At 66.9% G+C, this 25,970-nt stretch carries 24 protein-coding genes; 10 read left to right on the top strand and 14 right to left on the bottom strand.

Translation table 11 applies throughout. The annotated features are described in order from the left end of the window. Positions 1–35 precede the first annotated feature (35 nt). The 4 genes from ACOQFL_RS03225 to ACOQFL_RS03210 all read left to right on the top strand — a co-directional run bounded on the left by ACOQFL_RS03225 (position 36) and on the right by ACOQFL_RS03210 (position 4,120). Entirely contained in the window at positions 36–1,058 is a 1,023-nt protein-coding gene (locus ACOQFL_RS03225) for a TRAP transporter substrate-binding protein (protein ID WP_435542596.1), read from the top strand. An 80-nt stretch (positions 1,059–1,138) separates the two neighbouring features. Next, a complete protein-coding gene (locus tag ACOQFL_RS03220; RefSeq protein WP_435542595.1) occupies positions 1,139–2,017 on the top strand; it encodes an NAD-dependent epimerase/dehydratase family protein in 879 nt (292 codons plus the stop codon). A gap of 105 nt (positions 2,018–2,122) precedes the next feature. After that, positions 2,123–3,187 (top strand): mandelate racemase/muconate lactonizing enzyme family protein, encoded by a 1,065-nt coding sequence (locus ACOQFL_RS03215; protein ID WP_435542594.1) that lies wholly within the window; start codon positions 2,123–2,125, stop codon positions 3,185–3,187. A gap of 393 nt (positions 3,188–3,580) precedes the next feature. Continuing rightward, positions 3,581–4,120, top strand: coding sequence for a hypothetical protein (locus tag ACOQFL_RS03210; RefSeq protein WP_435542593.1), 540 nt, complete (start codon positions 3,581–3,583; stop codon positions 4,118–4,120). Positions 4,121–4,315: 195 nt separating this feature from the next. Here ACOQFL_RS03210 and ACOQFL_RS03205 read toward each other — a convergent pair whose 3' ends face one another. After that, positions 4,316–5,122, bottom strand: a complete 807-nt coding sequence (locus ACOQFL_RS03205) for an IclR family transcriptional regulator (protein ID WP_435542592.1) — start codon at positions 5,120–5,122, stop codon at positions 4,316–4,318. 413 nt (positions 5,123–5,535) lie between these two features. On the opposite strand from ACOQFL_RS03205, the gene aceB reads away from it, so the two are divergent. Continuing rightward, complete coding sequence (gene aceB / locus ACOQFL_RS03200; protein ID WP_435542591.1) at positions 5,536–7,137, top strand: malate synthase A; 1,602 nt, start codon at positions 5,536–5,538, stop codon at positions 7,135–7,137. 413 nt (positions 7,138–7,550) lie between these two features. Beyond that, positions 7,551–8,810, top strand: a complete 1,260-nt coding sequence (locus tag ACOQFL_RS03195) for a DUF6986 family protein (protein ID WP_435542590.1) — start codon at positions 7,551–7,553, stop codon at positions 8,808–8,810. Positions 8,811–8,997: 187 nt separating this feature from the next. Here ACOQFL_RS03195 and ACOQFL_RS03190 read toward each other — a convergent pair whose 3' ends face one another. The 7 genes from ACOQFL_RS03190 to ACOQFL_RS03160 all read right to left on the bottom strand — a co-directional run bounded on the left by ACOQFL_RS03190 (position 8,998) and on the right by ACOQFL_RS03160 (position 15,552). Beyond that, positions 8,998–10,188, bottom strand: coding sequence for an erythromycin esterase family protein (locus ACOQFL_RS03190; protein WP_435542589.1), 1,191 nt, complete (start codon positions 10,186–10,188; stop codon positions 8,998–9,000). 116 nt (positions 10,189–10,304) lie between these two features. Continuing rightward, positions 10,305–10,982 carry a DJ-1/PfpI family protein gene (locus tag ACOQFL_RS03185; protein ID WP_435542588.1) on the bottom strand — a complete coding sequence of 226 codons (678 nt, stop codon included), beginning with the start codon at positions 10,980–10,982 and terminating at the stop codon, positions 10,305–10,307. A 7-nt stretch (positions 10,983–10,989) separates the two neighbouring features. Next, entirely contained in the window at positions 10,990–11,967 is a 978-nt protein-coding gene (locus ACOQFL_RS03180; RefSeq protein WP_435542587.1) for a GlxA family transcriptional regulator, read from the bottom strand. Between the two features lie 142 nt (positions 11,968–12,109). Beyond that, the gene (locus tag ACOQFL_RS03175) at positions 12,110–12,607 is read right to left on the bottom strand and encodes a DUF3995 domain-containing protein (protein WP_435542586.1); all 498 of its coding nucleotides are present in this window, start codon (positions 12,605–12,607) and stop codon (positions 12,110–12,112) included. A gap of 187 nt (positions 12,608–12,794) precedes the next feature. Then, positions 12,795–13,307, bottom strand: a complete 513-nt coding sequence (locus ACOQFL_RS03170) for a DUF2690 domain-containing protein (protein WP_435542585.1) — start codon at positions 13,305–13,307, stop codon at positions 12,795–12,797. Positions 13,308–13,650: 343 nt separating this feature from the next. Next, positions 13,651–14,394 (bottom strand): D-Ala-D-Ala carboxypeptidase family metallohydrolase, encoded by a 744-nt coding sequence (locus tag ACOQFL_RS03165; protein ID WP_435542584.1) that lies wholly within the window; start codon positions 14,392–14,394, stop codon positions 13,651–13,653. 81 nt (positions 14,395–14,475) lie between these two features. Beyond that, the gene (locus ACOQFL_RS03160; RefSeq protein WP_435542583.1) at positions 14,476–15,552 is read right to left on the bottom strand and encodes a peptidoglycan recognition protein family protein; all 1,077 of its coding nucleotides are present in this window, start codon (positions 15,550–15,552) and stop codon (positions 14,476–14,478) included. 873 nt (positions 15,553–16,425) lie between these two features. On the opposite strand from ACOQFL_RS03160, the gene ACOQFL_RS03155 reads away from it, so the two are divergent. After that, a complete protein-coding gene (locus ACOQFL_RS03155; protein WP_435542582.1) occupies positions 16,426–16,761 on the top strand; it encodes a hypothetical protein in 336 nt (111 codons plus the stop codon). Between the two features lie 334 nt (positions 16,762–17,095). Here ACOQFL_RS03155 and ACOQFL_RS03150 read toward each other — a convergent pair whose 3' ends face one another. The 6 genes from ACOQFL_RS03150 to ACOQFL_RS03125 form a co-directional block, all read right to left on the bottom strand. Continuing rightward, positions 17,096–18,622, bottom strand: a complete 1,527-nt coding sequence (locus ACOQFL_RS03150; RefSeq protein WP_435542581.1) for a nucleobase:cation symporter-2 family protein — start codon at positions 18,620–18,622, stop codon at positions 17,096–17,098. A gap of 163 nt (positions 18,623–18,785) precedes the next feature. Further along, entirely contained in the window at positions 18,786–19,676 is an 891-nt protein-coding gene (gene pucL, locus ACOQFL_RS03145) for a factor-independent urate hydroxylase (protein WP_435542580.1), read from the bottom strand. Positions 19,677–19,683: 7 nt separating this feature from the next. Next, positions 19,684–20,034, bottom strand: a complete 351-nt coding sequence (gene uraH, locus ACOQFL_RS03140; RefSeq protein WP_435542579.1) for a hydroxyisourate hydrolase — start codon at positions 20,032–20,034, stop codon at positions 19,684–19,686. Next, positions 20,031–20,558: a 2-oxo-4-hydroxy-4-carboxy-5-ureidoimidazoline decarboxylase gene (uraD, locus tag ACOQFL_RS03135; protein ID WP_435542578.1), complete on the bottom strand. Its 528-nt coding sequence runs from the start codon at positions 20,556–20,558 to the stop codon at positions 20,031–20,033. The genes uraH and uraD overlap by 4 nt, the downstream gene beginning before the upstream one ends. Before the next feature lie 421 nt (positions 20,559–20,979). Continuing rightward, entirely contained in the window at positions 20,980–21,336 is a 357-nt protein-coding gene (locus ACOQFL_RS03130; protein ID WP_435542577.1) for a helix-turn-helix domain-containing protein, read from the bottom strand. 8 nt (positions 21,337–21,344) lie between these two features. Next, positions 21,345–21,605 (bottom strand): thiamine-binding protein, encoded by a 261-nt coding sequence (locus ACOQFL_RS03125; RefSeq protein WP_435542576.1) that lies wholly within the window; start codon positions 21,603–21,605, stop codon positions 21,345–21,347. A 158-nt stretch (positions 21,606–21,763) separates the two neighbouring features. Between ACOQFL_RS03125 and ACOQFL_RS03120 the strand changes: the two genes are divergently transcribed. The 3 genes from ACOQFL_RS03120 to gcl all read left to right on the top strand — a co-directional run bounded on the left by ACOQFL_RS03120 (position 21,764) and on the right by gcl (position 25,810). Next, positions 21,764–22,561: a hydroxypyruvate isomerase family protein gene (locus ACOQFL_RS03120; RefSeq protein ID WP_435542575.1), complete on the top strand. Its 798-nt coding sequence runs from the start codon at positions 21,764–21,766 to the stop codon at positions 22,559–22,561. Between the two features lie 391 nt (positions 22,562–22,952). After that, a complete protein-coding gene (locus tag ACOQFL_RS03115; protein WP_435542574.1) occupies positions 22,953–23,831 on the top strand; it encodes a 2-hydroxy-3-oxopropionate reductase in 879 nt (292 codons plus the stop codon). A 302-nt stretch (positions 23,832–24,133) separates the two neighbouring features. After that, positions 24,134–25,810, top strand: a complete 1,677-nt coding sequence (gcl, locus tag ACOQFL_RS03110) for a glyoxylate carboligase (protein WP_435542573.1) — start codon at positions 24,134–24,136, stop codon at positions 25,808–25,810. The last annotated feature ends 160 nt before the right edge of the window (positions 25,811–25,970 follow it).

Raw genomic sequence — 25,970 nt, 5'->3', positions numbered from 1 at the left:
CCCCATCGAGAATCCCGCTGTGGAAGGAGTACGTCGTGTCCCTGCGAAAGACCCTGTTCACGAGATCCCGTTCCCGCATCGTCGTTTTACTGGCCACGGCCGCGATGCTGACCCTGGCGATGGCGGGGTGCGGAGGTTCGTCGGCGGCGGGGGGATCCGTCAGCTGGCGACTCGCCGAGACCCATCCGCGCGACTTCCCCACGACCCAGGCAGACATATGGTTCGCCGACCAGCTGCGCGAGCGCAGCAACGGCCGCATCGACATCGAGGTCTTCCCGGATGCCCAGCTCGGTGAGGAACGCGACGTGATGGAGCAGGTCCAACTCGGCTCCGTCGAGATGACCAGGACCAACGCCAACCTCGTCACCGAGTTCGTCGACTCCTGGGAAGCCTTCGGCATCCCGTACGTGTTCGACGACGAGCAGCACTTCTGGAACTACCTCAACGGCCCCGGTGGTAAGAGCAAGCTCGCCGAACTCGACCAGGCCGGTTACGTCGGCCTGACCTACTACGACTCGGGAGCGCGCAACTTCTACACCGCGGGCGAACCCATCGAGAAACCCGCCGACCTCCAGGGGCAGAACATTCGCGTGCAGCCCGGGTCGTTGACCGCGGAGATGGTCGACGCCATGGGCGGATCTTCCACCACCATGAACTTCAGCGAGGTCTACAGCGGGCTCGAGACCGGCGTGATCGAGGGTGCGGAGAACAACCTCCCCAGTTACGTCTCCACCGGGCACTACGAGGTCGCCGATGACATCACCCTGGACAGGCACCAGCGGGTCCCCGAGGTGCTGATGGTGGGCGAACAGGCCTGGAACCAACTCGGCGAACAGGACAAGAAGTTGGTCCGCCAGGTCGCCGAGGAATCCACCGAGGTGCAGCGCGAGCTCTGGCGGAAAGAGGTCGAGAAAGCTCGTAAGACCCTCGAGGACTCGGGCGTGAACATCCACGAGGTGGACACGGCGAAGTTCCGGGAATCGGTCAGCGGAATGATCGACAAGTACGACGAGAAGTTCGCTGATTTCGTCTCGGCCGTGGACGAGGCACGGCAGTAGGAACGATCGACCCGCACGATTCACGAAAACGGTCCCCCGATCCCGATTCGTGACGGATCACAGTAACTAGGAGTCCAGTCATGCGTGTGTTGGTGACCGGAGGCTCGGGCAGGCTCGGAAACAGCGTGCTCGACGAACTGGCCGATGCCGGCAACGAGACCGTTTGTGTCGATACCGCGTTTCCCAAGGACACGTCCCGGCACCGTTTCTTTCCCGCGGATTTCGCCGACCCCGGCGAGTGCTACTCCACGATCGCGCACTTCCGACCGGAGGCGATCGTGCATCTCGCCGCGATACCCGCTCCGTTCATGCGCAGCGAGATCGAAACCTTCCGCACGAACACCGCCCTCGCCCACAACGTGTGCCAGGCGGCGCTCGATCTGGGCGTCGGAAGTGTGCTGGTGGCCAGCAGTCCAACGGTTATGGGCTACGGCAACCCGGGTGGATGGTGTCCGGAGTACCTACCGTTGGACGAGGAGCACCCCGTCGCACCGTGGAACTCCTACACCTTCTCCAAAACCACGGCGGAACAACTCGTGCGCGGCTTCGCCACCCTCGGTCGCGGGGCGTTCCACGCGTTCCGCCCCTGCTTCGTCGTGGCACCGGAGGATTGGCGCGGAGCCCCCACACAGGACGGCGGGACGGTTCACCGAAGGCTGGAAAACCCGGAACTGGCCGCGGGCTCGCTGTTCAACTACGTCGACGCCAGGGATGCGGCCGTGTTCGTGCGGATGCTGCTGGAGCAGTCCGAGCGGATACCCAACGGGGAGAACTTCTTCGTCGCCGGGCCCGACGCGCTGGCGCGGGAGCCGCTGAGCGAGCTGTTGCCCCGCTACACCCCGGTGCCCGCCGAACTCGCGTCCGGGCTCACCGGCACGGAGCCCGCCTTCGACCACGGCAAGGCACGACGCCTGCTGGGCTGGTCACCCCGCTACAGCTGGCACACCGAGCTGTCCTGACCATTTCTGCCGAGTCCCGGGAACCGTGGCAGGCCGGGGGAGCCCCGCTTCCCCGGCACTCCCGGGTACCCGGTCAACGAACCTCCTACCGGGAGACGAAGCGGTATGCGAATCACCGACATCGAGTGCACGACTCGTCGGTTACCACTGCACGAGACCTGGGACGGCGGGCTGGACCACCACGACGTCCTCGTCACCCGGGTGCACACCGAAACCGGAGTCGTGGGAACCGGCCTCGGCTGGACTCCCCGCGTCGGGATCGCCGCGATGCGGGCGATCGTGACCGAGGACTGCTCCCCTCTGCTGGTCGGGCGCGCTCCCGATCCGGTTCCTCGCTGGCGTGAGCTCTACGAGCGGCTGCACGAGGCCGGTCCGGAAGGGATCAGCGCGATGGCGCTGGCCTCGATCGACATCGCGCTGTGGGACGTGCGGGCCCAGGTCGCGGGCAGCAGCCTGGTGGACCTGCTCGGCAGACACCGGGACGTAGCACCCGCCTACGGAAGCGGGGTCAACCTGGACAAGTCCCTACCGGAACTGCTGGCGCAGGTACGTCACATGCTGGAATCGGGGCACACCGCGCTGAAGCTCAAGGTCGGATCGGCGGATACCGAGCGCGACGTCGAACGCGTGGCCAGAGTACGCGAACTGCTCGGTCCCGGCGGAAAGCTGATGCTGGACGCCAACCAGCGGTGGGACCTGCCCACCGCCAGGCGAGCGATCGACACCTTGGCACGGTTCGATCCGCACTGGATCGAGGAGCCACTGCCCGCCGACGACTTTCCGGCTCACGAGCGGCTGCGCGCGAGCACGGCCGTACCGTTCGCGATCGGTGAGAACCTGCGCAGCGTGCGCCGGTTCCGGGACGCGTTGGTACGCGGGATCTGCGACGTGGCCCAGCCCAACGTGGTCCGGGTCGGTGGCATAACCCCGTTCCTGCGGATCGCGGAGCTGGCCGCGACGTACGACGTCCCGGTGGCGCCGCACCTCCTGCCGGAACTGTCCGCGCAGCTGGCCCTGTGCGTGCCGCTGGTGTCGATGGTCGAGGACATCGACCGCGCCGGTCTGGAGGACCTCGGGGCGTTGAGCCGCCCGAGTGGGGTGCTGGTGGACGCTTCCGGAGCTCGTGCCGATACCGGTCCGGGGCACGGCCTGGAGTTCGCCGCTTCCTGACATCGGAACTCCGTGCCCCGATGCTTCGGCCTTGCCAGGCGGAAAGTACTCGCCGGCCACCGAGCTCGGACGGGGTGCCGAGCCGACAGGGCTCTGCCGCCACCCGGCTCCGGGCAGGAGGCTCCCGGAAACGGCCGGGATTGTTTGGAAATGTCCGAAAATTTCCCCATGTCGTTCGGGCGGTTTTCGTCGTTTCCTGGTTGCTCTTTTTGGGGGTGATTTTGTGACGCCGGTTGTTCGTTTTCGATGATCCGTGGATTCACGCCGATCGCTCGGGTTGTTTTCGTGTGACGTGGTTCATTTCTGGTGAACCATTTTCGGGAATGGGCGTCCTGCGGGGTGAAAGTCGATCGGATCGATCGTTTTCCAGTATGCCGCGAGGAGAATTCCGTCATGAAGCGTTCGACGCTTGCCACCAGCATCGCCGCCACTTTTCTCGCCACCGGAACCGTGGTGGGCACGGCTCTCGGCGCCACCTCCGGGGCTCAGCAGGAGCAGTCAGCCGCGACGGACAGGGCCGCTTCGCGGGTTTCCTCCTGCACCGCCAACGACCTCTCGATCAACATCACCAAGGATCCGCACGGGGGAGCCGGGCAACAGGCTTTCGCGGTGCACTACACCGCCGCCGATGCCGACACCCACTGCCTGATGCAGGGCTTTCCCACTCAGCTGAGGTTCTTCCAGCCCGACGGTGAGACCGCGCCGGGTATCTCCGCCCACGCGGAGCACACCGTGGCGGAGCCCGTCACCATCGACGCCGACCACTCGGGGGTGTCCTACTTCATCCAGCCGACCATCGGGCAGCGCAACGAGCTCGGTTCGGTCTCGTTCCAGGCCCCCACCGGTGTGCAGCGCAAGCAGATCGAGGTTGCCTGGCCCGAGGAACCCGTCATCGGTGCCGAACTGAAGGTCACCCCGGTCAGCCAGGCTTGACACCCCCGCGGTCACCCGCCGACCGCGCCGATCGCGGTACCACCGCAGCGCCCCGAGGCCCGGTTTCCGGGTTCCGGGGCGCTGTGTGCGTCCCGTCCGAAACCGAGTGGTGTGCGCCGCCCGTGCCCCGGCGCGGCGATTTCGCGAGAAATTTACGCCGTGCCGCCGCCGTTCCCGGGCGCCTCTCGCCCCGTCTCAGCTGGGTTCGCCCGCCGCGCTGAGTTCGTTGCCGAGGTCGGTGGCCAGCCGCCGCATCAGCGGTACCACGTCCTCTACGGCGATTCGCTTCATCCTCGCCTCGGGGCCACTGATCGAGATCGCCGAAGCCGCGGGCGCGTCCGGGACGGCCACCGCGTAGCAGCGCACCCCCACCTCCTGCTCCCCGTCGTCGAGCGCGTAGCCGAGCTCTCGAATGCGGGCGAGTTCCTCGCGCATGCCGTCGACGCTGGTGATGGTCCGCTCGGTCTGCGGGTGCATTCCGGTGCGGTTGAGCACCTGGGTGACGCTCTCCTCGGGCATGGTGGCCATCACGGCCTTGCCCACGGCCGTGGCGTGCGCGTCCACGCGCCTGCCCACCTCGGTGAACATTCGCATCGAGTGCTGCGAGGGGACCTGCGAGACGTAGACGATCTGCGCCCCGTCCAGCACCGCCATGTTCGAGGTCTCCCCGGTGGCCTCGGTCAGTTCGGCCAGATAGGGCCGGGCCCAGGAACCCAGGGTGCGGCTGGCGGTCTCGCCGAGCCGGATCAGGCTCGGCCCCAACGCGTACCGGCGGGACGGCTGTTGCCGGGCATAGCCCGTGCGGACGAGCGTGCGCATGATGCGGTGAATGGTCGGCAGCGGCAGCGCCGAAGCCTCCGCCAGGTCGCTGAGGGCCACTTCGCCTCCCGCGTCGGCCATCAGCTCCAGCAACTCGAAGGTGCGTTCGACCGACTGAACGCCGCCCTGCGTGGGTTTGGCGCGATCGGATCCGTTCCCGCTCGCGTCCTGTCCAGCCGCCATCCAGTGTTCCTCTTCCCGTGTGTTGCTCGACCCCGTCAGCGGTCGGTTTCCGCCTCCACCGTACGGCGATGGGCCAGTGTATCCGCCCGATCAGCCGAGAGCTCCCGATGTGGGCGAACTCGCCACTCCTGCCCGGTACGCCCCGCCCCGGAGCGGGATGGGTGGTCCACTTCATCTTGCCTCTAACGGTATGCGGAAACTAACCTCCACGATGCAAAAAACATAACGGGCGTACCGCGAGCCGGTGACGGGCTCGATCGAATCTTTCGACTTTCGAACCCGTCCTTGTCGTTCGACCGCCCGGCCGAACGAACACGGCGGGCGGGTTCAGAAGTGGTGCGAGGACGCCACCGGCGCGGCAAGCTGTGTCACCAGCCACCGTCTGTAACCCGGCATCAGAAAGAGGTGGACTCATGTCCCGATCGACCCCGGCACAGGGCGTTGAGGTCCTCGGAGCTCCCGTGGAGCGCGGCGACGAGATCCTCACCCCCGAGGCACTGGACTTCGTCGCCCGGCTGCAGCGCGCCTTCGGCGCGCGACGTGACGAGCTGCTCGCCCGCAGGCAGCAGCGCCGCGACGAGGCAGCCAGGACCGGCAAGCTGGACTTCCTGGAGGAGACCCGCCACGTCCGCGAGTCCGACTGGCAGGTGGCCGAGGCCCCGCCCGCGCTGCGCGACCGGCGCGTCGAGATCACCGGCCCGACCGACCGCAAGATGGCCATCAACGCGCTCAACTCCGGCGCCAAGGTCTGGCTGGCCGATCTGGAGGACGCCAACACGCCGCACTGGAGCAACGTCGTCTCCGGCCAGGTCAACCTCTACGACGCGATCCGCAAGCAGGTCGAGCTGCACTCCAACGGCAAGGAGTACAAGCTGCGCGACGACGTCGAGCACGCCGTGCCGCTGGTCCGCCCCCGTGGCTGGCACTTCGACGAGTCGCACCTCCTCGTCGACGGTCACCCGGTCGTGGGCGCGCTGGTGGACTTCGGGCTGTACTTCTTCCACAACGCGCAGGAGGGGTTGCGCCGCGGCACCGGGCCGTACTTCTACCTCCCCAAGATGGAGAGCCACCTCGAGGCCAGGCTGTGGAACGATGTCTTCGTGCAGGCCCAGCAGGAGCTCGGCGTGCCGCAGGGCTCGGTGCGCGCCACCGTGCTCATCGAGACGATCCCCGCCGCCTTCGAGATGGAGGAGATCCTCTACGAGCTGCGCGAGCACAGCGCCGGTCTCAACGCCGGGCGCTGGGACTACCTGTTCAGCGTGATCAAGACGTTCCGCTCGGCCGGGTCGGACTTCGTGCTGCCCGACCGCAACAGCGTGACCATGACCGCCCCCTTCATGCGCGCCTACACCGAACTGCTGGTGCGCACCTGCCACAAGCGGGGTGCCTTCGCCATCGGCGGCATGGCCGCGTTCATCCCGAACCGGCGCGACCCGGAGGTCACCGAGCGGGCACTGGCCAAGATCCACGACGACAAGCGCCGAGAGGCCAACGACGGGTTCGACGGTTCCTGGGTGGCCCATCCGGACACCGTGTCGGTGTGCAAGGAGGAGTTCGACGCTGTGCTGGGCGACAAGCCCAACCAGCTGGACCGCAAGCGCGAGGACGTCTCCGTCGCCGCGACCGACCTGCTCAACACCGCCGAGACGCCCGGTGACAAGACCCTCGCGGGGCTGCGCTCGGCGGTGGACGTCGGGGTGCGCTACATCGTCTCCTGGCTCGGCGGTAACGGTGCGGCCGGTATCCACAACATGATGGAGGACGCCGCCACCGCCGAGATCTCGCGGTCGCAGATCTGGCAGTGGTTGCACAACGGCATCGTGCTCAACGACGGGCAGCAGGTCACCAAGGATCTGGTTCGCCAGGTGCTCGCCGACACCGAGAAGGAACTTCGCGCCGAGGAGGGCTTCCCGGTCGAGAACCTGGACCGGGCCGTGGAGCTGTTCGAGCGGGTCGCGGTGGCCGACGAGTTCGTCGACTTCCTGACACTGCCCGCCTACGAGCAGATCGACTGATCGAGCGCGACGGTGGCCGTCCGGAAGCGTTCGGGCGGCCACCGAGCGGGTTGCCCCGAGATCGAAACAGAACCAACGTGGTGTCCGAGTCCGGTTGATGTTTTCCCGGCCGGGTTATTGATCGACTCGGGGTTTCATCCGGCACCGGCCGGGCCGAAACCGTAGCCCGCGCAACCAACCACGCGACAGCCCCGGAACTTCCCGATCGGGGGCTCCGTTCGACACGAGCGCTTCAGCCCGGGCAGGACGAGAAGCTCCGGTGCGTGAGTCGGATGCATTGCAAGGCCGGGCCGCTCGCCGCGTAGGTGGCTACTCAAGAGCGGCCCAACGCGGCAAGGCGCCGACTCACGTGCCGGCTACCCGACCACTCACGCAGAGCTCCGTTGCGGGGCCGAGAACTCGGAGGAGGACAAGTGCCCAATACTTCGTTGAACCGGGCCGATGTGGACGTTCGGCTGGCTCCGCTGGCCGATGTCGACGCGCGGATCGCCGCCAGATTCCGCAGGACCGCGACCGCGCGTCAGCCGGTGCACACCTGCTACGTCCCGGCGGGCAGGGTGGACGCCGGGACCCTTCGGAACTGGGGAGACGAGGCGCTGGCCGTGCTCGACGAGCACGCCCCGAGCGCGGCTGACCTCGCCGGGATCGTCGATGTCTCCGAGCGTCGCGCCACCGAGGTGCTGCCGCGAGTGCGGGCCAAGCTCCAGCGGTCACCCGTGGAGGATCTGCGCATCGACTTCGAGGACGGCTACGGTGCGCCCGGCGACGAGGTGGAGGACGCCGACGCCGAGCGCACCGCCGGTGTGGTGGCCGAGTGGTTGCGGGAGGGCACAGCCCCCGGCAACTTCGGGCTGCGCGTGAAGTCCTTCGACGATCCCGAGCTGCGTGCCCGTTCGGTGCGCACGTTGGACGTCTTCCTCACCGAGCTGCTCGCCAGGCACGGTGAGCTGCCCGAGGGATTCCTGCTGACCTTTCCGAAGGTCGTCGACGTGCGGCAGGTCGAGGCGTTCGTCGAGGTCCTGGAGCTGGTGGAGCGCACCCTGGGGCTCGCCTCCGGTTCGCTGCGGTTCGAGATCCAGGTGGAAACCACCCAGTCCATCGTGGACCCCGAGGGCCGGTTGGCGCTGCCGAGGTTCATCGGAGCGGGGCGCGACCGGATCAGCGGGCTGCACTTCGGCACCTACGACTACACGGCAGGGTGTGGCCTCACCGCCGCGCACCAGCACCTGGCGCACCGTGCCTGTGACTTCGCCAGGCACGTCATGCAGGTGTCGGCGGCGGGAACCGGGATCTTCCTGTCCGACGGGTCGACCAACGTGCTGCCGGTGGGCGAGGCCGAACAGGTTCGGCGCGGTTGGCGGACCCACTACGGGCTGGTGCGGCGTTCGCTGGAACACGGTTTCTACCAGGGGTGGGATCTGCATCCCGCGCAGCTGGTCACGCGCTACGCGGCGGTGTTCGCCGAGTTCCGGGACTCCGCCGAGTCCGAGGCGAAACGCCTGGCCGCCTACGTCTCGGCCACCGAGGGAGCGGTGCTGGACGAACCCGCCACGGCCAGAGCGTTGGCGGCGTCGTTCGTGCGGGCGCTGGACAACGGCGCCACCGACGCCGATGAGGTGTCCCGGATGACCGGCGTTTCCGAGCCCGAGCTGCGCGAGCTGGGGCGGCTCTAGTTTTCTCCGGAATCGCCGCAGCCGGGCGGGAGCGGCGATTTCGCGGGAAATTGACGGCCCTTCCGGGGTTTTCGTGGTTCCCCGGAAGGGCCGTTGTCCTCGGTGGTCTTCTCGCCGGTTTCGGGCCAATCTCTCAAGTCCAACCACCCGGATCAACGCCGAGCGCTGTTGCCCGGTACCCGCGTTCTCAGGGGACGTCCTCGGCGCCCCGCGCCGGGTGGATGGTGTGCACGTGGCAAACGGCGTCGAACGCCTCACGCGGAGCGAGCTCCATCGACAAGGTCTGCTGCGGCGTTTGCGCTCTGGTCGTGGTGACCGCCGCCAGCACTCGTTCCGGTACGCGGTGCAGGTCGGCGAGGTGTACCGAATGACCGGCCGTGTCGAGTACGGCTTCCAGAGTGTCCCTCGGCGGTGGAGGTGGTTCCGGACCCGCCGCGACGTAACGCTGGTTCGGGGGAGCGGTCGGATCCAGATCCGGGAGGTGGCCGAAGGCGTGCGTACCGCCGATGACCACCAGATCGTCGTTCAGCGAGGGAGCCAGCAGGCCGCCGATGGATACCGTGCCGTCGAACGAGGGCGCACGTTGCAGATGGACGTTGTGCCCCGCCACCAGGATACGTTGCTCGCCTTCGAGGATCCGCTCCAGGTTCTCGGCCATCACCTCGTTGCGCAGGTTGCGTCCAGTACCGGGATAGAGCCCGTGCTCCAGGAACTCCACCACCCGCGACGCGCCACGGGCACATTGCCCGGCCAAGGCGTCTCCCGCGGCATCGGCGCGACCGACCAGTTCGGTGATCGCGTCCGCCAGCCCGGCGGGCACGCTCGGCGCGCCGACCGCCTCAGGAGGAAGCGCGGTCCTGCTCCCCAGATCGGCCGCCAGCAGCAGTTCGCGGTCTCCTGGCTCGGTGGGCAGCCGCTCCAGACACGCAGCGACTCCGGGCCCCGGTGAAGCGCACCACCCGGGAACGTCCATGCCGTGGAAGCCCACCTGCCGCTCGTGCTCGGCGTTCCATCGCCGCATCCAGCTCAGCTGCTCGTGCATTTCGACGCAGCGGCCGAAGTCGTAGGTGATGCCCTCGCGGGCGATATCGGCGAGACGACCCGGTCCACCTCGGACCCACCGGTCCACCGTGATTCCCTCGGGCAGCCCCGATTCCAGCACGAATGCCGAGAATCCGAGCTCTCTGACCAGGAAACGCAACACCCGATCCCGTACGCGGTTGAATTCGTAGGTGAAATGCGCGCTTTCCCCCAGAAAGACGACTCTGGCCTGCCCTATGATGTCCCGCAGTACTTCCAGATCGGCGTCACCCTCCTCGGGATCGAGAGTTCGCAGCGGAAAGACGGCATCGGCGATCGAGTTCGTTGACACGGGCATTGCTCCGGTATCGATTTCGTCGCTCTGTCGGAACCGTTACTCGTCGAAGACAGTGATCAGGAGGAATGCGGTGGTTCCGGAGGCACATGCGGTTCTCGCCGCTCCCCATCGCGAATTTACCCTCGCTTCGACGAAGAGTCCGGCTGTCGCGTGGACCGCCCTCCCAACAGGAAGCGGCTGCGGTTCCGTAGTACCTCGGTGATCTCGGTGGATGCCTTGGCCGGGGAACCCGAGTCGTACGGCGGTCGCGGGTCGTACTCGATGCCGAGCTGAATACGGCGCGCGGTGTCCTCGTCCGCCAGTTCCCCGGCGAGTCCCAGTCCCATGTCGATACCGGCGGAAACCCCGGCCGCCGTGACGTACTTGCCGTCGCGGACCACTCGTTCACCGCTCGCGGTCACCCCCAGCGGAGGCAGTTGTTCCAGGGCGAGCCAGTGCGAGGTGGCGGTGCGACCGGCGAGAAGCCCCGCCGAGGCGAGAAGCAGCGAACCGGTACACACCGAAGTCGTACGGGTGGTGCTCTCGTCGATGGTGCGCAACCACTCGTGGACGGGGCCGTCGGACATGTGGTCCGTCTGCCCTGGGCCGCCCGGCACGAGCACGATGTCCGGCCGGGACACTTCGTGAAGAGCGGCATCGGCGACCAGGCTGAGACTTCCCACCTCGTTGCGCACCGCTCCGCGGTCCTCGCCGACGAACACGACCTCGGTATCGGGTAGCTGGCTGAGAACTTCGTAGGGCCCGACCGCGTCGAGCGCGGTGAACCGGTCGAACAGCAGGATGGCGATTAGCATTATTCTCCTAACCTGGGATTGATTCGCAGCGCAGGCGGTCGCGGTACTCCGAAGGACTGACACCGAGAGCCCGCAGAAAGACGCGTCGCATCGTCTCCGTCGTGCCGAATCCGCAGTGCCGCGCGATCTCAGCTATTTCCGCACCGGTGTCGCCCAGCGCGCGTCGTGCGGCATCCAGCCGTACGTGATCGACATAACGCCCGGGCGGGATTCCCACCTCGTTACTGAACGAGCGTGCGAACTGGCGTGGCGAGAGGTTGGCCCGCCGGGCGAGTGCTTCCACCGACAGGTCCGCGGCGGGGTGCTCGACGATCCACCGCTGCACGTCCCGCAGTGGCTCGCGCCGTGCCGTCTGGTTGGCCAGGGGTGCGCTCAGCTGCGGTTGATTGCCGGGACGTCGTAGGAAGACCACCAGGTGTCGCGCGATCAGCAGTGCGGTATCGCGGTTCAGGTCCTCCTCGACCAGTGCCAGGGCGAGGTCGATTCCCGTCGTTACCCCCGCCGAGGTGGCTACTTCGCCGTCCCGAACGAAGATCGGCTCCGCCACCACCTCGACATCGGGGAAACGGTTCGCGAGGGCTTCGCAGTGGGCCCAGTGCGTAGTGGCTCTGCGTCCGGACAGCACGCCTGCTTCCGCGAGCAGGAAGGCTCCCGTGCAAACCGATACGATCCGCTCGGTTCTCGGAGCCGTTCGGCGGATCCAATCCACGAGCTCGGGGTCTGGGGTGCGGGTACCCACACCGCCCGGAACGAGCAGCAAATCCGGTGCCGACACCTCGCGAAGGTCCCGGTCGGGAGTTAGCAGCAGGCCGCTGGAAGTTCGAACTGATCGAGCGTCGTGCGCGGCGGTCCGCACGGTGTATTCCGGTTCACCCCCGCGGGAGGTCTGCCGGTTGTTGGCGCCGGTGAACACCTCCAGCGGACCGGTGACGTCGAGACTCTGTACTCCCTCGAAGAGAACCACGAGTACGGTGCGAGGCCGCATGGGAATCATGTTGGCCGTCGCGCACGGGCGGCCACAATGTCGATTCTCCCAATTTTTCTGCCATCACCGACCGAGGGCGGGCTGGTTCCACATGGCGCGGCGTCAATTTCGCGCGAAATCGCCGGGCGGGTGGAGCAGAGCCTCAGAACATCCGTTTCCCGGTAGCCGAGGTCCGGGTATCGCGGGGCTCGCCGGAGCGCAGCGCGGTGATCAGCAGCAGCACTCCACCCAGGACCCAGTAGGGATCCCAGAGCAGTACGTAGTACCAGTACCAGTGGCTGACGCCGCCCTCGACCGGAACGACTCCGGCCAGCACCAGGCTGTTGCCCACCACTCCGAATAGGCCGTAGACCGCGCAGACGGCCCCGGAGATCCAGAGCACCAGCACGAGCAGTCCGCGCACCGCCCGGCTTCGCCACTGCCGGGTGGCCAGCCAGGCGGCGAGGCCGATACCGGCCTTGAGCAGGGCCGCCCCGAGGTTCAGCAGCGTGAACAGTGGAGTCGGCTCGTCGGTTTCCAGCGGATGCGTACCGGTGCGGCCGCCGAACGCCCAGAACACGCTGAGCGCGGCGAACAACAGCGCCCACACGATGCTCGCGTAGTGCGGCAGGTACCGGCCGTGCCATTCGGTGCGCGTCACCTTCCGGACACTATCGGTGTTCCGGCGGTATGACGAGCGTGGCCGAGCCGTCCGGCGGCTCGGCCACGCTCCCCGCGTGATGGAGACGAACCGACCCGGACACCGTGTGGTGCGCACGGCAGCGAGTTGTGACCGTGTCGGGAAGAGAATCGTCCGGAGTTTCTTCGCGGCCGGGGAATTCGGTTCCTCAGTACCAGCCGGTGCAGTACCACCTGGTCCAGCCGGCGGGTGCGCTCACGTGGACCTTGCCGCAAGCGCGGGTGGCGTCCAGTCCGGCCCCCATGGCGGTCCACGACTTCTCGAAACCGAACTCGGCATCCGACCAGGATACCGGCAGGAAATACGCCGAGAAGGTATACGAAGGATAGTCCGGGTTCGGTGGGTTCCCGTCCAGATTGACCTGTGCTTCTACCATCGGTCCCTGTTCCGAGATGCGTGCCCAGTGCGCGTCACATGCCGCAGAGTAACGTATCTCGAAGACGGTGCCCTCGATGTAGAGTTGTTTGAGTGTTTGCGCATCCGCGCCGCAGCCCATGGCTTCTGGATTCTTGCCGGTGCAGCCGGCGTTGTAGCAGCCTGCCGTCACTCCTTGTGGTGCGGAGGTGGTGGCCGAGGATGTGCTGGGAGCCAGTAAGGCCAGCGTGCTGACCAGCACCACCGCGGCGCCCAGCGCGAGAGTGTGCAGAATTCTTCGTGTCATCGTCGAATCGTCTTTCGGTGCGGATGTTCGTCATGGTTCTGATTCTTCGAACGTTCGTGTTCGAGGATTGAACAAATTTCTCGATCGCACGGGTAATGGTCAACAGCGATATGAGACATCACTGTTTTTCGGATTCCGGTTGCCCGCCCGTGGTTCGTCCGGTATCGGATTGATTCCGTCCGGGCGGAGGGCAGTGGTGGAACCACCGCCGCCCCGCCGGTCCGTGTGGCATCCGGACAGGGCAGCGGTGACTCGGTTGTCCCCGGGCATTCCGGATATTCCACGCTCGAACGGTACGAGTGCTGTCGCCGGAGCCGTCCGTGGCCTTGGGAGCAGGCCGAACTCAGAAGCAGTTCGGCGCGTTCCAGTACCTGCCCGAGCGGGTGTCGAGGTGGGTGTGGTCGTTGTGCCCGGCCGCGCCTGGGCCGATGATGCCGTTGAAGCCGGAACTCCTGGCCGCACGGGCGAGGTCGCACAGCGAGTGAGCACCGGTCAGGTCCGCCGCGAGGCCGTAGGTGTGCTTGCTGTTCGGGGCGCCGCCCACGGCGTCGTTGTGCGAGACGCTGCGGAACCCGGAGCTGACGTAGAGCGGGCTGTCGCCCATCTTGTGCCGCATCGCCTCCAGCTTCCACATGTTGCGCAGCACGTTGGTGCGCACGTTCGAGGTGCTGGTGTTTCCGCCGGAGAAGCCGCTGCCGTCACCGGAGGTGAACTCGGAGTACGCGAAGTGCGCCGGGGTGCAGTCGGCGTCCTGCAGCGAGTAGATCTGGCTGTAGGTCTCCGGTCCGGCGATTCCGTCCACGGTCAGACCGTAGCCGCTCTGGAACCGTTCCACCGCGTTCGCGGTCTCCGGGCCGTAGACACCGTCGATGTTGACCGGGTCGCCGTAGGCAGCCCAGCCCGCCACGCGAACCTGCAGCCTGCGGACCTCGCTGCCGCTGTCGCCCTGGGACAGGGTCTCTCCCCACGTGTAGCAGGAGTCCGCGGCGGCGGGCGTCGGGTCGAGCACGCTCGCTCCGCCCAACAGGCCCAGACTCAGCGTGAACGCGCCGAGCAGACCCAGCGTCGAACGGCCTTTTCGTCTCATTCCTACCTCCCTTGTAGGGGTTCCGGTGGCGCGCTCGGGTGGTGCGCACCGCCGTAGGGGAAAACCAATGTGCTCGGAGGATCAGCCGAGCAGCTCGTCCCAGGTGCGGGCGTCGACCACCCCGTCGACACGCAACCCCCGCCCGTTCTGGAAGTTCCGCACCGCCGACTCGGTGACCGGGCCGAAGATGCCGTCCACCGTCGTGCCGAGCCGGTGCTGCACCGCCCGCACAGCCGAGCCGCTGTCGCCGTTCTCACGGTTACGGACCGCCTGGTTCCACGTCTGGTTGCCCGCCAGGCCGTCCACAATGGCGCCGGTGGAACGCTGGAAGTCGCTCACCGCGCTCTCGGTGGCGGGACCGTAGATCCCGTCGGTGGTCAACGCCGCGCCGTGCTCGTTGAGCAGGTGCTGCAGCATCCGTACCCGCTCGTTCTCGTCACCGGGGCGCAGCAGCGGCCAGCTCACCCCGGTGGGATCACCGCCGACCGAAGCGGCCACGTCGGCGCGCAGCTCTCCCAGCAGGGCGTAGAGCCTGTCGCCGGGGCAAGCGGTGGCGTTGAAGTCGCGGTGCCCGTAGATCTCGTAGGGATCGATGCCGTAGGACGCGCACAGCGCCACGCAGAGTTCGACCAGCTTGTCGTACTGGGTGCTCGGGAACGCCACGCTGTCGTAGGTGCCCTCGTTCTCGATCCCTATGGCCAACCTGTTCTGACCGCTGGTGTGCGCGCTGACCACGTGGCTGTTCCCACCGTCGAATGCGGCGAGGCTGTGGTGCCTGCCTTCGGTGATGTGGCCGCCCCGGCTGAGGGTGAAGTGCTGGCCGGTGTCGATCCAGCCGTTGTGGTCCATGTGGTAGTCCTGAATGGACCGCGCCAGTTCGAAGGCGTGCGCACGGGAGTAATCCCTGCTGTTGGTGGTAGCGGTGTGATGCACGATTATCTTGTCGGAAGGCTGTGCCAGCACCACCGGCTCGCTCCGGGGTGGGCGTGCTCCCCAGGCGTCGGTACTCGCGACGGTTGGTGCGAGTGCGCTCGGTAATGAGGTCGTGGCCGCTGCCGTTCCGCCCAGTAACAGGCCGGTTGTTCCCAACAGTGTGCCGCCGAGCAGCGCTCTTCGGGTGGTCTCGTTCGGTTTCGCGTACCGTCGTCCGTAGGGCATCTGCTCGCTCCCGCGTGGGAATCGTTGGTCGATGATTTTCGGTTCGCGAACGGGCGGAGCGAATTTTTCCCACCGAGGGGGGAGGTGGCAAGAAGCTGTTCGGAGTTTCGGCGAGATTGCCGCCTTACAGTCGAGTTTCCTGCTCCGGACGGGTGAAAGCGGTGTGCCGAAACGGGCGTATTCCGCGTCTCGTCCTTTCCGGCAGGATTTACGCGGCATTCACGTTTTTCCCCGATTGTTCACTCGATTGGTTTCCTTAGCGACACGACCGGTCGCGAACCATCCGCTCAGTCGGAAAGGGACTTCCTTCGAACGTACTCACCCAGCTGTCCGCCGAGTTCCGCCTTCCGCGTATCGCGGTGCCGCGCTGGGCGCGTTGCCGGCACATCGCGACCGGGACGCGGCCTTCAGGAGGCACCGATCATGCCGGAGCGAGGCGACGCACCCGGGCAAATCGGTGAAAACCTATCGCTGTCCCAGCAGCGAAGCCCCACTTCGCACCCTGGGCCCGTGCGGGAACACCCTCTTCTGCCCCGTGTCGTTATGCCGCCGGCGTTGAATCGATACTGTGTTTCCATGGTCACTTGGGGTGATGTCGAATCGTATGCCTGGATCGCGGCGCTCGGGCTCGCTGCGGTCACAGGAATGCTTTCCCCTAGCTGGGGGGCGAAGAAGCGTATAACCATCATTGTCTGCACCCTGGTGGCCACACTGCTTTTGTGGGGAACCTTCCGAGTTCTCCACGGTCCTCACGGCCAAGCCACCCCCACGCCCCCACCCGCGCCGACTGGCACGTCAATGTCGTCCTTCCCGAAATCACGGGTCGAAGAAGCACCACCGCAGTGCCGGAGTCCACATCGGGCAGGCCCCGTGATGATCGATACGTGCATCGACCCCGGACCGAAAAACGTGCGGATCTGGGTCGACGTGAAGGCGTTGGAGCCGGTGGACCAACTAGCCATGGATGTATGGCTCTACGACGGAACAACCGAGGAAACCCTGCGGGCAACAGCACAGCACTGCCAGAAATCGGCGGCCGTGGGAGAGACCGTGCGCTGTGAGGCAACACTGACTCCGCCCACTCCAGGGCATCGCTACGCCGCTGGTGGTGATGCGGAGCAAGGTACGGGCTCCACTCTGCCCCCACCGGGCTATGTCGGACTGCAGAGCGGCCCTGCCCTGTGGCCGCCTGCATCCAACACCGGCTAACAGCTGGAGCAACCCGCACCGGCCGACGGCGGCCCTGCTGTCCTACCGCGTGTAAAGGTATCGGGCTCTGACCGGCCAACTGAGGCATGGTCCGGATTCGGATGGGAAACGGTGCGAACACGGAAACGGGAAGCACGATCGCTTCCGGGGCGCCGGAGGCGTTCCGATGAGTGTCGCGGCCGGAACACGTGAAGCGGGGGAGCCGGCCAGGGCGGCCGACTCCCCCGCTTCACGGGAGGATCGCTCTTCGGGTGTCCTCGGGTCGGCGGTGTTCCGTAGCGGCACCGGTAACCCGGCGGGGGAGGCCACCTGATCGAGCGGTGGCGAACCGCTGTCAGTTGGTGCGCTCGGTGTCCTGCGCGACGCTGTTCGGCCTGGGGGTCGGAACCGGCCCTGCCTGCGTTCCGCCCGCACCCACCTCCTCGGGCTCGGCGGTGTCCGCCGAGACCACCGCGGCTGCCGCGTCTTCCGGGGGCTCGTCCACTCCGGAAGCCGGGTGCTCGCCCTGTCCAGAGCCTCGCACCCCGTTGAACAGCAGGTTCAGCGCCAGCGCGGCCAGGCAGCCGGTGCTGATGCCGGAGTCCAGCACGGTACGCAGCGCGGCGGGGAAGTGCTCGTAGAAGTTCGGTGACACGATCGGGATCATGCCGACCCCCACCGCTCCCGCGACCACCAGCGAGTTCAGCGGGTCACCGAGATCGGCTTTGCCCAGCGTGCGCATCCCGCTGGAGGCGACCGAGCCGAACAGCACCAGCGCCGCACCGCCCAGCACCGGCTGCGGTACCAGCGAGACCACGGCGCCGACGATCGGGAACAACCCGAGCATGATCAGCACGCCACCCGCGGCCGCCACGACGAACCTGCTCTTGACCCTGGTCAGCGCGACCAGTCCGACGTTCTGCGCGAACGCACTGCAGGTGAATCCGCCGAACACCGCGCTCAGCGCGCTGCCCGCGCCGTCAGCACGCAGCCCGGCCGCGATCGTCTGCTCGTCGGCGGGGCGGTCCACGATCTCGCCCAGCGCGATCATGTCCGCGGTGCTTTCCATCATCGCGACGAGCATCACGATGCAGATGGAGATCGTCGCTGTGAGGCTGAACGCCGGAGTGGCGAGTTCGAACGGCATGGGGACGTCGAAGATCGGAGCCTGCTCGAAGGTAGAGCTGTCCACCGCGCCCAGCGGCCATGCCACGAGGGTTCCGATGACCAGGCCGATCAGCAGTGCGATCCGGTTCCAGAAGCCCTTGAGGAACCTGTTGAGCAGCAGTACCAGTACGAACGTTCCCGCGCCGAGGCCGATCCGCAGTGGGGACGCGAAGTCGGCGGCCTCGCTGTCGTTACCGGCTATCCAACCGATCGCCACGGGGAACAGTGACAGTCCGATCAGCGTGATCACGGTGCCGTTGACCAGCGGCGGGAAGAAGCGCACCAGCCGGGAGAAGTATGGTGCGGCGATAAAGGCGAGGATCCCGGCGATCAACACCGATCCGTACACTATGGATAGTGCTTGTTGCTGGTCGTGCTGCGCGACGATCGCCAGGATGGGCGCCACGGAGCCGAAGGTGACGCCGTTGACGAACGGCATGCGCGCACCGACCCGCCAAACGCCGACCGCCTGCAGCAGGGTCGCGATTCCCGCCGTCAGCAGGCTCGCGCCGATCAGCAGTGTCATCCTGAGCGGGTCCAGCCCCAACGCCTGGCCGATGATCAGTGGGGGCGCCACCACACCCGCGTACATCGCGGCGATGTGCTGCACACCGTAGGCCAGCAGTTTGCCCGGCGGAAGCACCTCGTCCACCGGATGGGAGTCCTGTCTTCCGTTTCTCGTGCCGCGATTGCGCCTACTGATGAACAGGGGCATTGGGTACTCCTGGGCCGCGGAGGAAATATGGGTCGGCTAAATCAATTCTCTGCGAAATCTCGAATCAGGCGTTGCCGTCGAGTAACGGTGCGGTTTCCGAAGAAAAAGATGAAAGGTGAGACAACGGGGTCGCCGGTTGTGCTTCCGGCGACCCCGGAGGGAATTAGAATTCCGGAAGGCTGTACCAGGCTCGCGGTGCCTCGTCGACGTCGTCGCGGGTCACGGTGCCCTCGATGAGTCCGTATGGCCGGTCGGCGGCGAAGAAAACCTCGTTCTCGTTCTCCATGCCGAACGGTTCCATGTCCACCAGGAAGTGATGTTTGTTGGGCAGCGACATCCGCACTTCGGCGACCTCGGGATGCTTTTCCAGTACCGCTTTGCCCATTTCGTGCAGACTCTGCTGCAACGCGTAGCTGTGGGTGGTGGCGAATGTTTCGAGCATGGTTTCCCGAATCGAGCCGAAGCTCTTCGCCCAGTCCACATCGGTGTGCAGATAACGCCACCGTGCCGTGACCGCCGTGGCGAGAATCCGGTCCTCGGTCTCACCCAGCGTGGTGAACCGGTCCTTGGGGTATCCCCAGAACTCCGAACCCGTGGACTTCAGCACGACCAGGTCCTTGAGTCCGGAGACCACGTGCGTCTCCGAACCGTCGATGGTCACCGCTGTGGTGCGCTTCTCGTCGCTGGACCTGGCGAACGAGTGGTCGTGCCCGGTGCCCGCCACCGGGATGCGTTCCCAGGCGTACTCCTCGATGAGGACGCGCGCGCCCTTGACCGGCTCCTGGGTGTCGATGAAGTGCCTTCCGAGCCGTACCGCGAAGTCCTCGATCTCACCGACCGGCTGCTCCTTCGCCAGGCCGTAGACCGTGTTCTTCTGGGTGTCGGTCGGCAGCACCTTGGCGTTGTCGCCGGTGTAGTGCGTGTCGTCGAAGTCGCCGCGCAGCGCGGTGCTGACGTTGAGGTCCTTGATGGTGTGCCTGCTGCTGCCCCGGTTGATCGTGACGATGCGGCACTCGGACTTGCCGTACTGGTTGGGGCCCATGACGATGCCCATGAGCTGATCAGCTCCCTCGGTATGTGGAATATGCGAACGGGCTCAACAACAGCGGAACGTGGTAGTGCTGCTCCGCGTCCGCGAGGCGGAAGGTGATCTGCACCTGCGGATAGAAGGAGTCGACGCCCAGGCGTTGGAAATACGCTCCTGTTTCGAAGGTCAGCCGGTAGGTGCCTTCGGCCAGTTGGCTCGGTCCGAGCTGTTTGACCCTGCCGTCGTCGTTGGTCACGGCTTCGCCGAGTGAGGTCCACCCGTCCCGCGTGGCCTGCTCCAGCGCGACCTCGATCCCCGCGGCGGGCAGCCCCCGGGAGGAGTCCAGGACGTGTGTGGTGACGGCACTCGTGGTTGTATCGCTCACGCTTCTATCACTCTCGCCAGCCGTAGTCTCGCGATCTTGCGCAGTTCGTCGGCGACGACGCGCAGCTCGGTCTCGGTGTCGTTGTCCAGTCGGGAACGCAGGATCTCCAGCAGCTCCGGGCCGCTGCGTCCGCTCGCGCACACCAGGTAGACGTGCCCGAAGCGGCGTTCGTACTCCTCGTTGGCCTCCGCCAGCTCCACGGCCAGCTTGGTGTCGTCCGCGTCGACGCCGGACTGCTCCCGGCGGGACCACGAGGCCGAGGTGTCGTTGCCCGTGGATCGCTGGCCGATCCTCGGATGAGCGGCCAGCGCGGAGTGGATCTCCGACTCGGTGAGCTCGTTCGCCGCGCGGTCGGCCGTTTCGTAGAGCTGGTTGTCGGACTCGTAAGGCCGGTTGTCGGCGAGCTCGTTCGCCCAGCGCTGCACATCGAGGCAGGCCAGCAGTTTCTTGACGAGCTCGGGCCGGGGCAGGCTGTTGAGCCTGGTCAGTCCCGGGCCGGTGCCGGTGGAAGATGGTGCTGACATCGGTGTTCCCCACGGATTCGCGTGGTCGTTCTCCTCGGGTTCACCCGCATGTTCCCTTGGAGCGGTTGGTGGCAAAAGTTAAGACCGCCCAACCGAGGGTGTCAACACTTTGTTGAAAGTTGCTGGTCCACGCTGTGCGTTCGCACAATGATCGCGGTTTCGGGGAGTGGTGTTCGGCCGAATCGCCCCATTCGGGACAGCTGCGCGTGACGGCGTCGCTCTACCGCGTTCGGAGTAGCGCGGTGATCGGTGCTGTGCGGCGTGTGCCGGTTCGGCGTAAGGCCGGCGGGAGCGGCGGCGATTTCTCGCGAAATCGCCGCGCCCGGCCGGAGATGCGGGCGCGGTGTAGATGTGAGCGCGGCGGTGGAGTTCGGTCCGGCGGGGCTGGTGAGGGGTCGTCGACGAGGTGGACGGTGGCCGCTCAGGAGCGTTCGCGGTTGAGGTAGTTGTACACGGTGAAGCGGCTGACCCCGAGTTTCTTGGCCACGGATTCCACCGACTTGCGGAGCGTGAAGGCGCCGCGTTCCTCGAGCAGGCGCACGGCACGCTGCTTGTCGGCTCGGGACAGGTCGGTCAGGCCCGCGCCCAGCTCGGTCTCGACCTGCGCTATCAATCGATCCAGTGCGCTGGTGAGCTCCTCGTTCGGCATCCGTACCGCGACGGCGGGAACGCCGTCCCAGTAGAGCAGCACGTCATCGGATTTCCGTTCCTCGACCGGCACCGTTCTGGCGCCGATCCGGCTGAGCAGCGGCTCGATCGCGGAAGTCAGCGGATGCACGTGAAACCTCAACCGTCCCGGGGTGTGTCGTCGATGCTGACCTGCAGGGTGATCCGGTCCGCCCCCGCGTCCAGGGTTCGCTCCAGCACCGCCGACAGCGCCGGAAGTAACACCGCCCGGTCCCCGCTGATGGCCGTCCCCAGCGGCCCGAACTCCGGTTCCAGGCCGGATTCGCGCAGCGCTTCCCGAGCCACGACCGCGTGTGCCGGGGGGTCGGGGTCGCCCTCGCCTTCGAACGGTTCCGTCGTGAACTCGGCTCTGAGTCGCATCGAGCACCTCCGCTTCCGTCCGGCCCCTCCGTACGTCTCATCACGGTAGCCCGCCGGTGCGACGGGTGTTGACCCTGTGGTGGACACTCAGTATTCTATCGCTGTACGAAATAATAATTTCACTTTGTGAAATACAGGTGAATCAAGGGGGCACACGGATGCATCGCTTCCCGTACGCAGTCAACACGTCGATCCTGTTCACCGAGCTCGACGTGTTGTCCCGGCCCGCGGCCGCCAAGGCAGCCGGTTTCGACGCCATCGAGTTCTGGTGGCCGTTCTCCGAGGCCGTCCCGGGGGACGGCGAGGTCGACAAGTTCGTCCGTGCCATCGAGGACGCCGGTGTCTCCCTGGTCGGGTTGAACTTCTTCGCCGGGGACATGCCCGCCGGGGATCGTGGTGTGCTCTCGCACCCCGCCAGGTCCACCGAGTTCCGCGACAACGTCGACGTGGCGGTGGGAATCGGCGCACGCCTGGGCTGCACCGCCTTCAACGCGCTCTACGGCAACCGGATCGAGGGTGTGCAGCCCGCCGAGCAGGACGCCGCCGCCGTGGAGAACCTCACCGCGGCGGCGAAGGGGGCCGCGCGCATCGACGGCACCGTGCTGATCGAGCCGGTCAGCGGCACCCCCAGCTATCCGCTCAAGAAGGCCGACGACGCGGTCGCCGTCATCGACCGGGTACGTGAGTCGGGCGGCGTGAACAATCTGCGACTGCTGTTCGACCTGTATCACCTGATCGCCAACGGCGACGATCCGGCAGCCGCCATCGACAATCACGCCGCTCGGATCGGGCACGTCCAGATCGCCGACGCTCCCGGACGCAACGAGCCCGGTACCGGCCAGGTGGACTTCGACCACTACTTCGCCAAGCTGCAGCGGGACGGCTATCGCGGGCACGTGGCGCTGGAGTACAAGCCCAGCGGCACCAGTGCCGACAGCTTCGGCTGGATTTATTGAGTGTCAGCGAGGCGGCTTGTCCGGGTGGCCGGGTAGCCGTCACGTGAGTCGGCGCCTTGCCGCGTTGGGCCGGCTCTTGAGTAGCGACCTACGCGGCGAGCGGCCCGGCCTTGCAATGCATCCGACTCACGCACCGGGGACACCCGAGCCGCGACCCGCACGGTCGCTTCTCGACGGACGGTCCCGGTGCAGCGGCGTCAATTTCGCGAGAAATTGACGCCGCACGGGAGAACCCGCTGCGGTGCGGGCTGCGAGGGTGGTCGGAGTTCGGCAAATCGACGCCACCGCGGGGAGCCCGCAGCTCCCGCCGAACATCGTCTCCGTAGTCGAATCCCGACGGTCGGCCGGAGAAAGTGAACTCGAAGACTTCAGTGATGAGAGGGGAAACGCGATGACCAAGGTAGGGTTCGTCGGACTCGGCATCATGGGTGGCCCGATGGCCGCCAACCTCGTCGAGGCCGGGTACGAGGTAACCGGTTACAACCGCAGTAGCGCCAAGGTCGAGAAACTGGTCGCCGCGGGCGGCAAGGGAGCGAGCACCATCGCCGAGGCCGTGTCCGACGCCGAGGTGATCGTGACCATGCTGCCCGACTCCCCGGACGTCGAGACGGCGGTGCTCGGCGACGACGGCGTGCTGGCGCACGCCCCGGACGGTGCGCTGCTGATCGACTGCAGCACCATCCGCCCCGAGGTTTCGCGCAAGGTCGCCGAACAGGCGGACAAGCAGGGTGTCCGCGCGCTGGACGCCCCCGTCAGCGGTGGGGAGCAGGGCGCCATCGACGGCGCGCTGTCCATCATGGTCGGAGGCGACACCGAGACGTTCCGGGGGGCGTCCGAGGTGTTCGACGTGGTCGGCAAAACCGTGGTGCACGTCGGACCGGCCGGGTCCGGCCAGACGGTCAAGGCCGCCAACCAGCTCATCGTGGCGGGCAACATCGCGCTGGTCGGCGAGGCCCTGACCTTCCTGGAGGCGCAGGGCGTCGACACCGAGTCGGCGTTCCAGGTGCTCGGCGGCGGCTTGGCGGGTAGCAAGGTGCTCGACGCCAAGAACAAGGGAATGCGCGAACGCAGCTTCAAGCCGGGATTCCGCATCGAACTACACCACAAGGACCTGGGCATTCTGCAGAGCGCGGCCCGCGAGTCGGGCGTCGCCACCCCGGTGGGCAGCCTCGTCGCGCAACTCATGGCCGCGGCCGTGGCCCAGGGGGACGGCTCGCTGGATCACTCCGGGCTGTTCCGGCAGATCGCCCGCCTCAGCGGCAGGGAGTGACCGGAGGGCGAACCACTGTCACACGATTTCCGAGGGAAGGGTGGCACCAACGCCGCCAAGCATCCGGGCCACCCACCCGTCGGAACACCCCAGGTGCGTGTGGACGGACTCCGGACCGTCGCCGCGTACCGCGCGGAGCGGAGACTTCCGCATCCCACACGGCTCGGACGACCGCTGTCGTCCCGGCCCCACACCGAGTGTCACCACGGCAGGTTCGCACCCCGCGGCACCGTCGAGCAACCAAGCCGCCGCGAACCCGCCGCATCGGAGAGGTCGTGCATACCATGCCGAAGGTTCCCGTCATGCAGGCTGTCGTCGACGTCCTCGAATCCGAGGGAGTCGACGTCGCGTTCGGCTGCCCCGGGGCGGCCATCCTGCCGTTGTACGCGGCGCTGGAGCACCGCGACATCGAGCACCTGACCGTGCGCCACGAGGAGGGCGCCACCCACATGGCCGACGGGTGGTCCCGCACCAACGGCAACGTGGGTGTTGCCATCGGGACCTCCGGTCCCGCGGGCACAAACATGATCACCGGTCTCTACACCGCCCAGGCCGATTCCGTGCCGATCCTGTGCATCACCGGGCAGGCCGTTTCCGACAAGCTGCACCAGGAAGCCTTCCAGGCGGTCGACATCGTCGACATCGCCAAACCCGTCACCAAGTGGGCGGTGCAGGTCAAGGAAGCCGCCCAGGCGCCGTGGATCTTCCGGGAGGCTTTCCGCGTCGCCCGCTCCGGCAGGCAGGGGCCGGTGCTGATCGACCTGCCGCTCGACGTGCAGCGGCAGGAGATCGAATGGGACCCGAGCATCGACGCGCCGCTGCCGGTTCACCGGGTGGAGCCGCACCAGCCCAGGGTGGAACGCGCGCTGGACATGCTGCAGCGGGCCGAACGTCCGCTGATCCTCTCCGGTGGCGGCGTGGTGCTGGGCGAGGCGCACGAGCGGTTGCGCGAACTCGCCGAACTGCTGGGAATCCCGGTGCAGGTCACCCTGATGGGCAAGGGTTCCTTCCCCGAGGACCACGAGCTCTGGGCGGGGATGACCGGTATCCAGACCAGCCAGCGCTACGGGAATCAGTCCTTCATGGAGTCCGACCTGGTGCTGGCGCTGGGTGCGCGTTTCGGGGACCGGCACACCGGAGCGTTGGACGTCTACCGGGGGCAGCGTCAGTTCATCCACGTCGACATCGAGCCCACTCAACTGGGCAAGGTGTTCGGCCCCGATCTGGGCATCGTCTCCGACACCGGGCCGTTCCTGGACGCACTGTTGGAAACCGCCCGCCGCCGTTCGGCCGCACCCCGGTTCCACTCCTGGGTCGACCGGGTCAACGAGCTCAAGAAGACCCACACCAGGCCGGACGACTACGACAGCGTGCCGATCAAGGCGCCCAGGGTGTTCCGGGAGATCAACGAGATCTTCGGGCCCGATACCTACTTCACCACCGCGATCGGGCTGTACCAGATCTGGTCCGGGCAGTTCCAACGCACCCACAAGCCCAGGCACTACCAGGTGTGTGGCCAGGCCGGTCCGCTCGGCTGGGAGATTCCAGCCGCGATCGGGGTCAAGTCGGCCGAGCCCTCGGCCGAGGTCGTCTCGGTGGTCGGGGACTATTCCTTCCAGTTCCTCGTGGAGGAGCTGGCCGTGGCCGCGCAGTACGACGTCGGTTTCGTGATCATCATGCTCAACAACGAGTACCTCGGGCTGATTCGCATGGCCGAACAGGGTTACGGCATGAACACCGAGGTCGACCTGCACTACGACGAGCACGGCACGGACAACGTGAAGGTGATGGAGGCCTACGGCTGTTCCGGGCGCCGGGTGCTCGATCCCGCCGAACTGGGCGAGACCATCGAGTGGGCGCGCAAGGAGGCGGTGGCCACCAGCAGGCCGGTGCTGGTCGAGGTGATGATCGAGCGTGAGGCCAACACCGCCAACGGGATCCGTATCGACGCGATGAACGAGCCGGAGCCGGTCGGCTGACCGGTTCCCCGCTTCGGGGCGGGCCACTCCGCCCGGCCGTGGCCACCCGTGCTGCCCGCCGCCCCGGCACCCTCGTCCGACCGGTCCGTGGGGGCAGCACGGGTTCCGAGACCGGTGTCGACCGAACGGTCGGCACCCGGGGTGCCCTCTGCCTCGGTGC

It is taken from the genome of Actinopolyspora sabaoui, from assembly GCF_051225635.1.
Taxonomy (GTDB): Bacteria; Actinomycetota; Actinomycetes; order Mycobacteriales; family Pseudonocardiaceae; genus Actinopolyspora.
The sequence above is the reverse complement of the archived record's forward strand: the minus strand, read 5'-3'. Positions and strand labels throughout refer to the sequence as shown.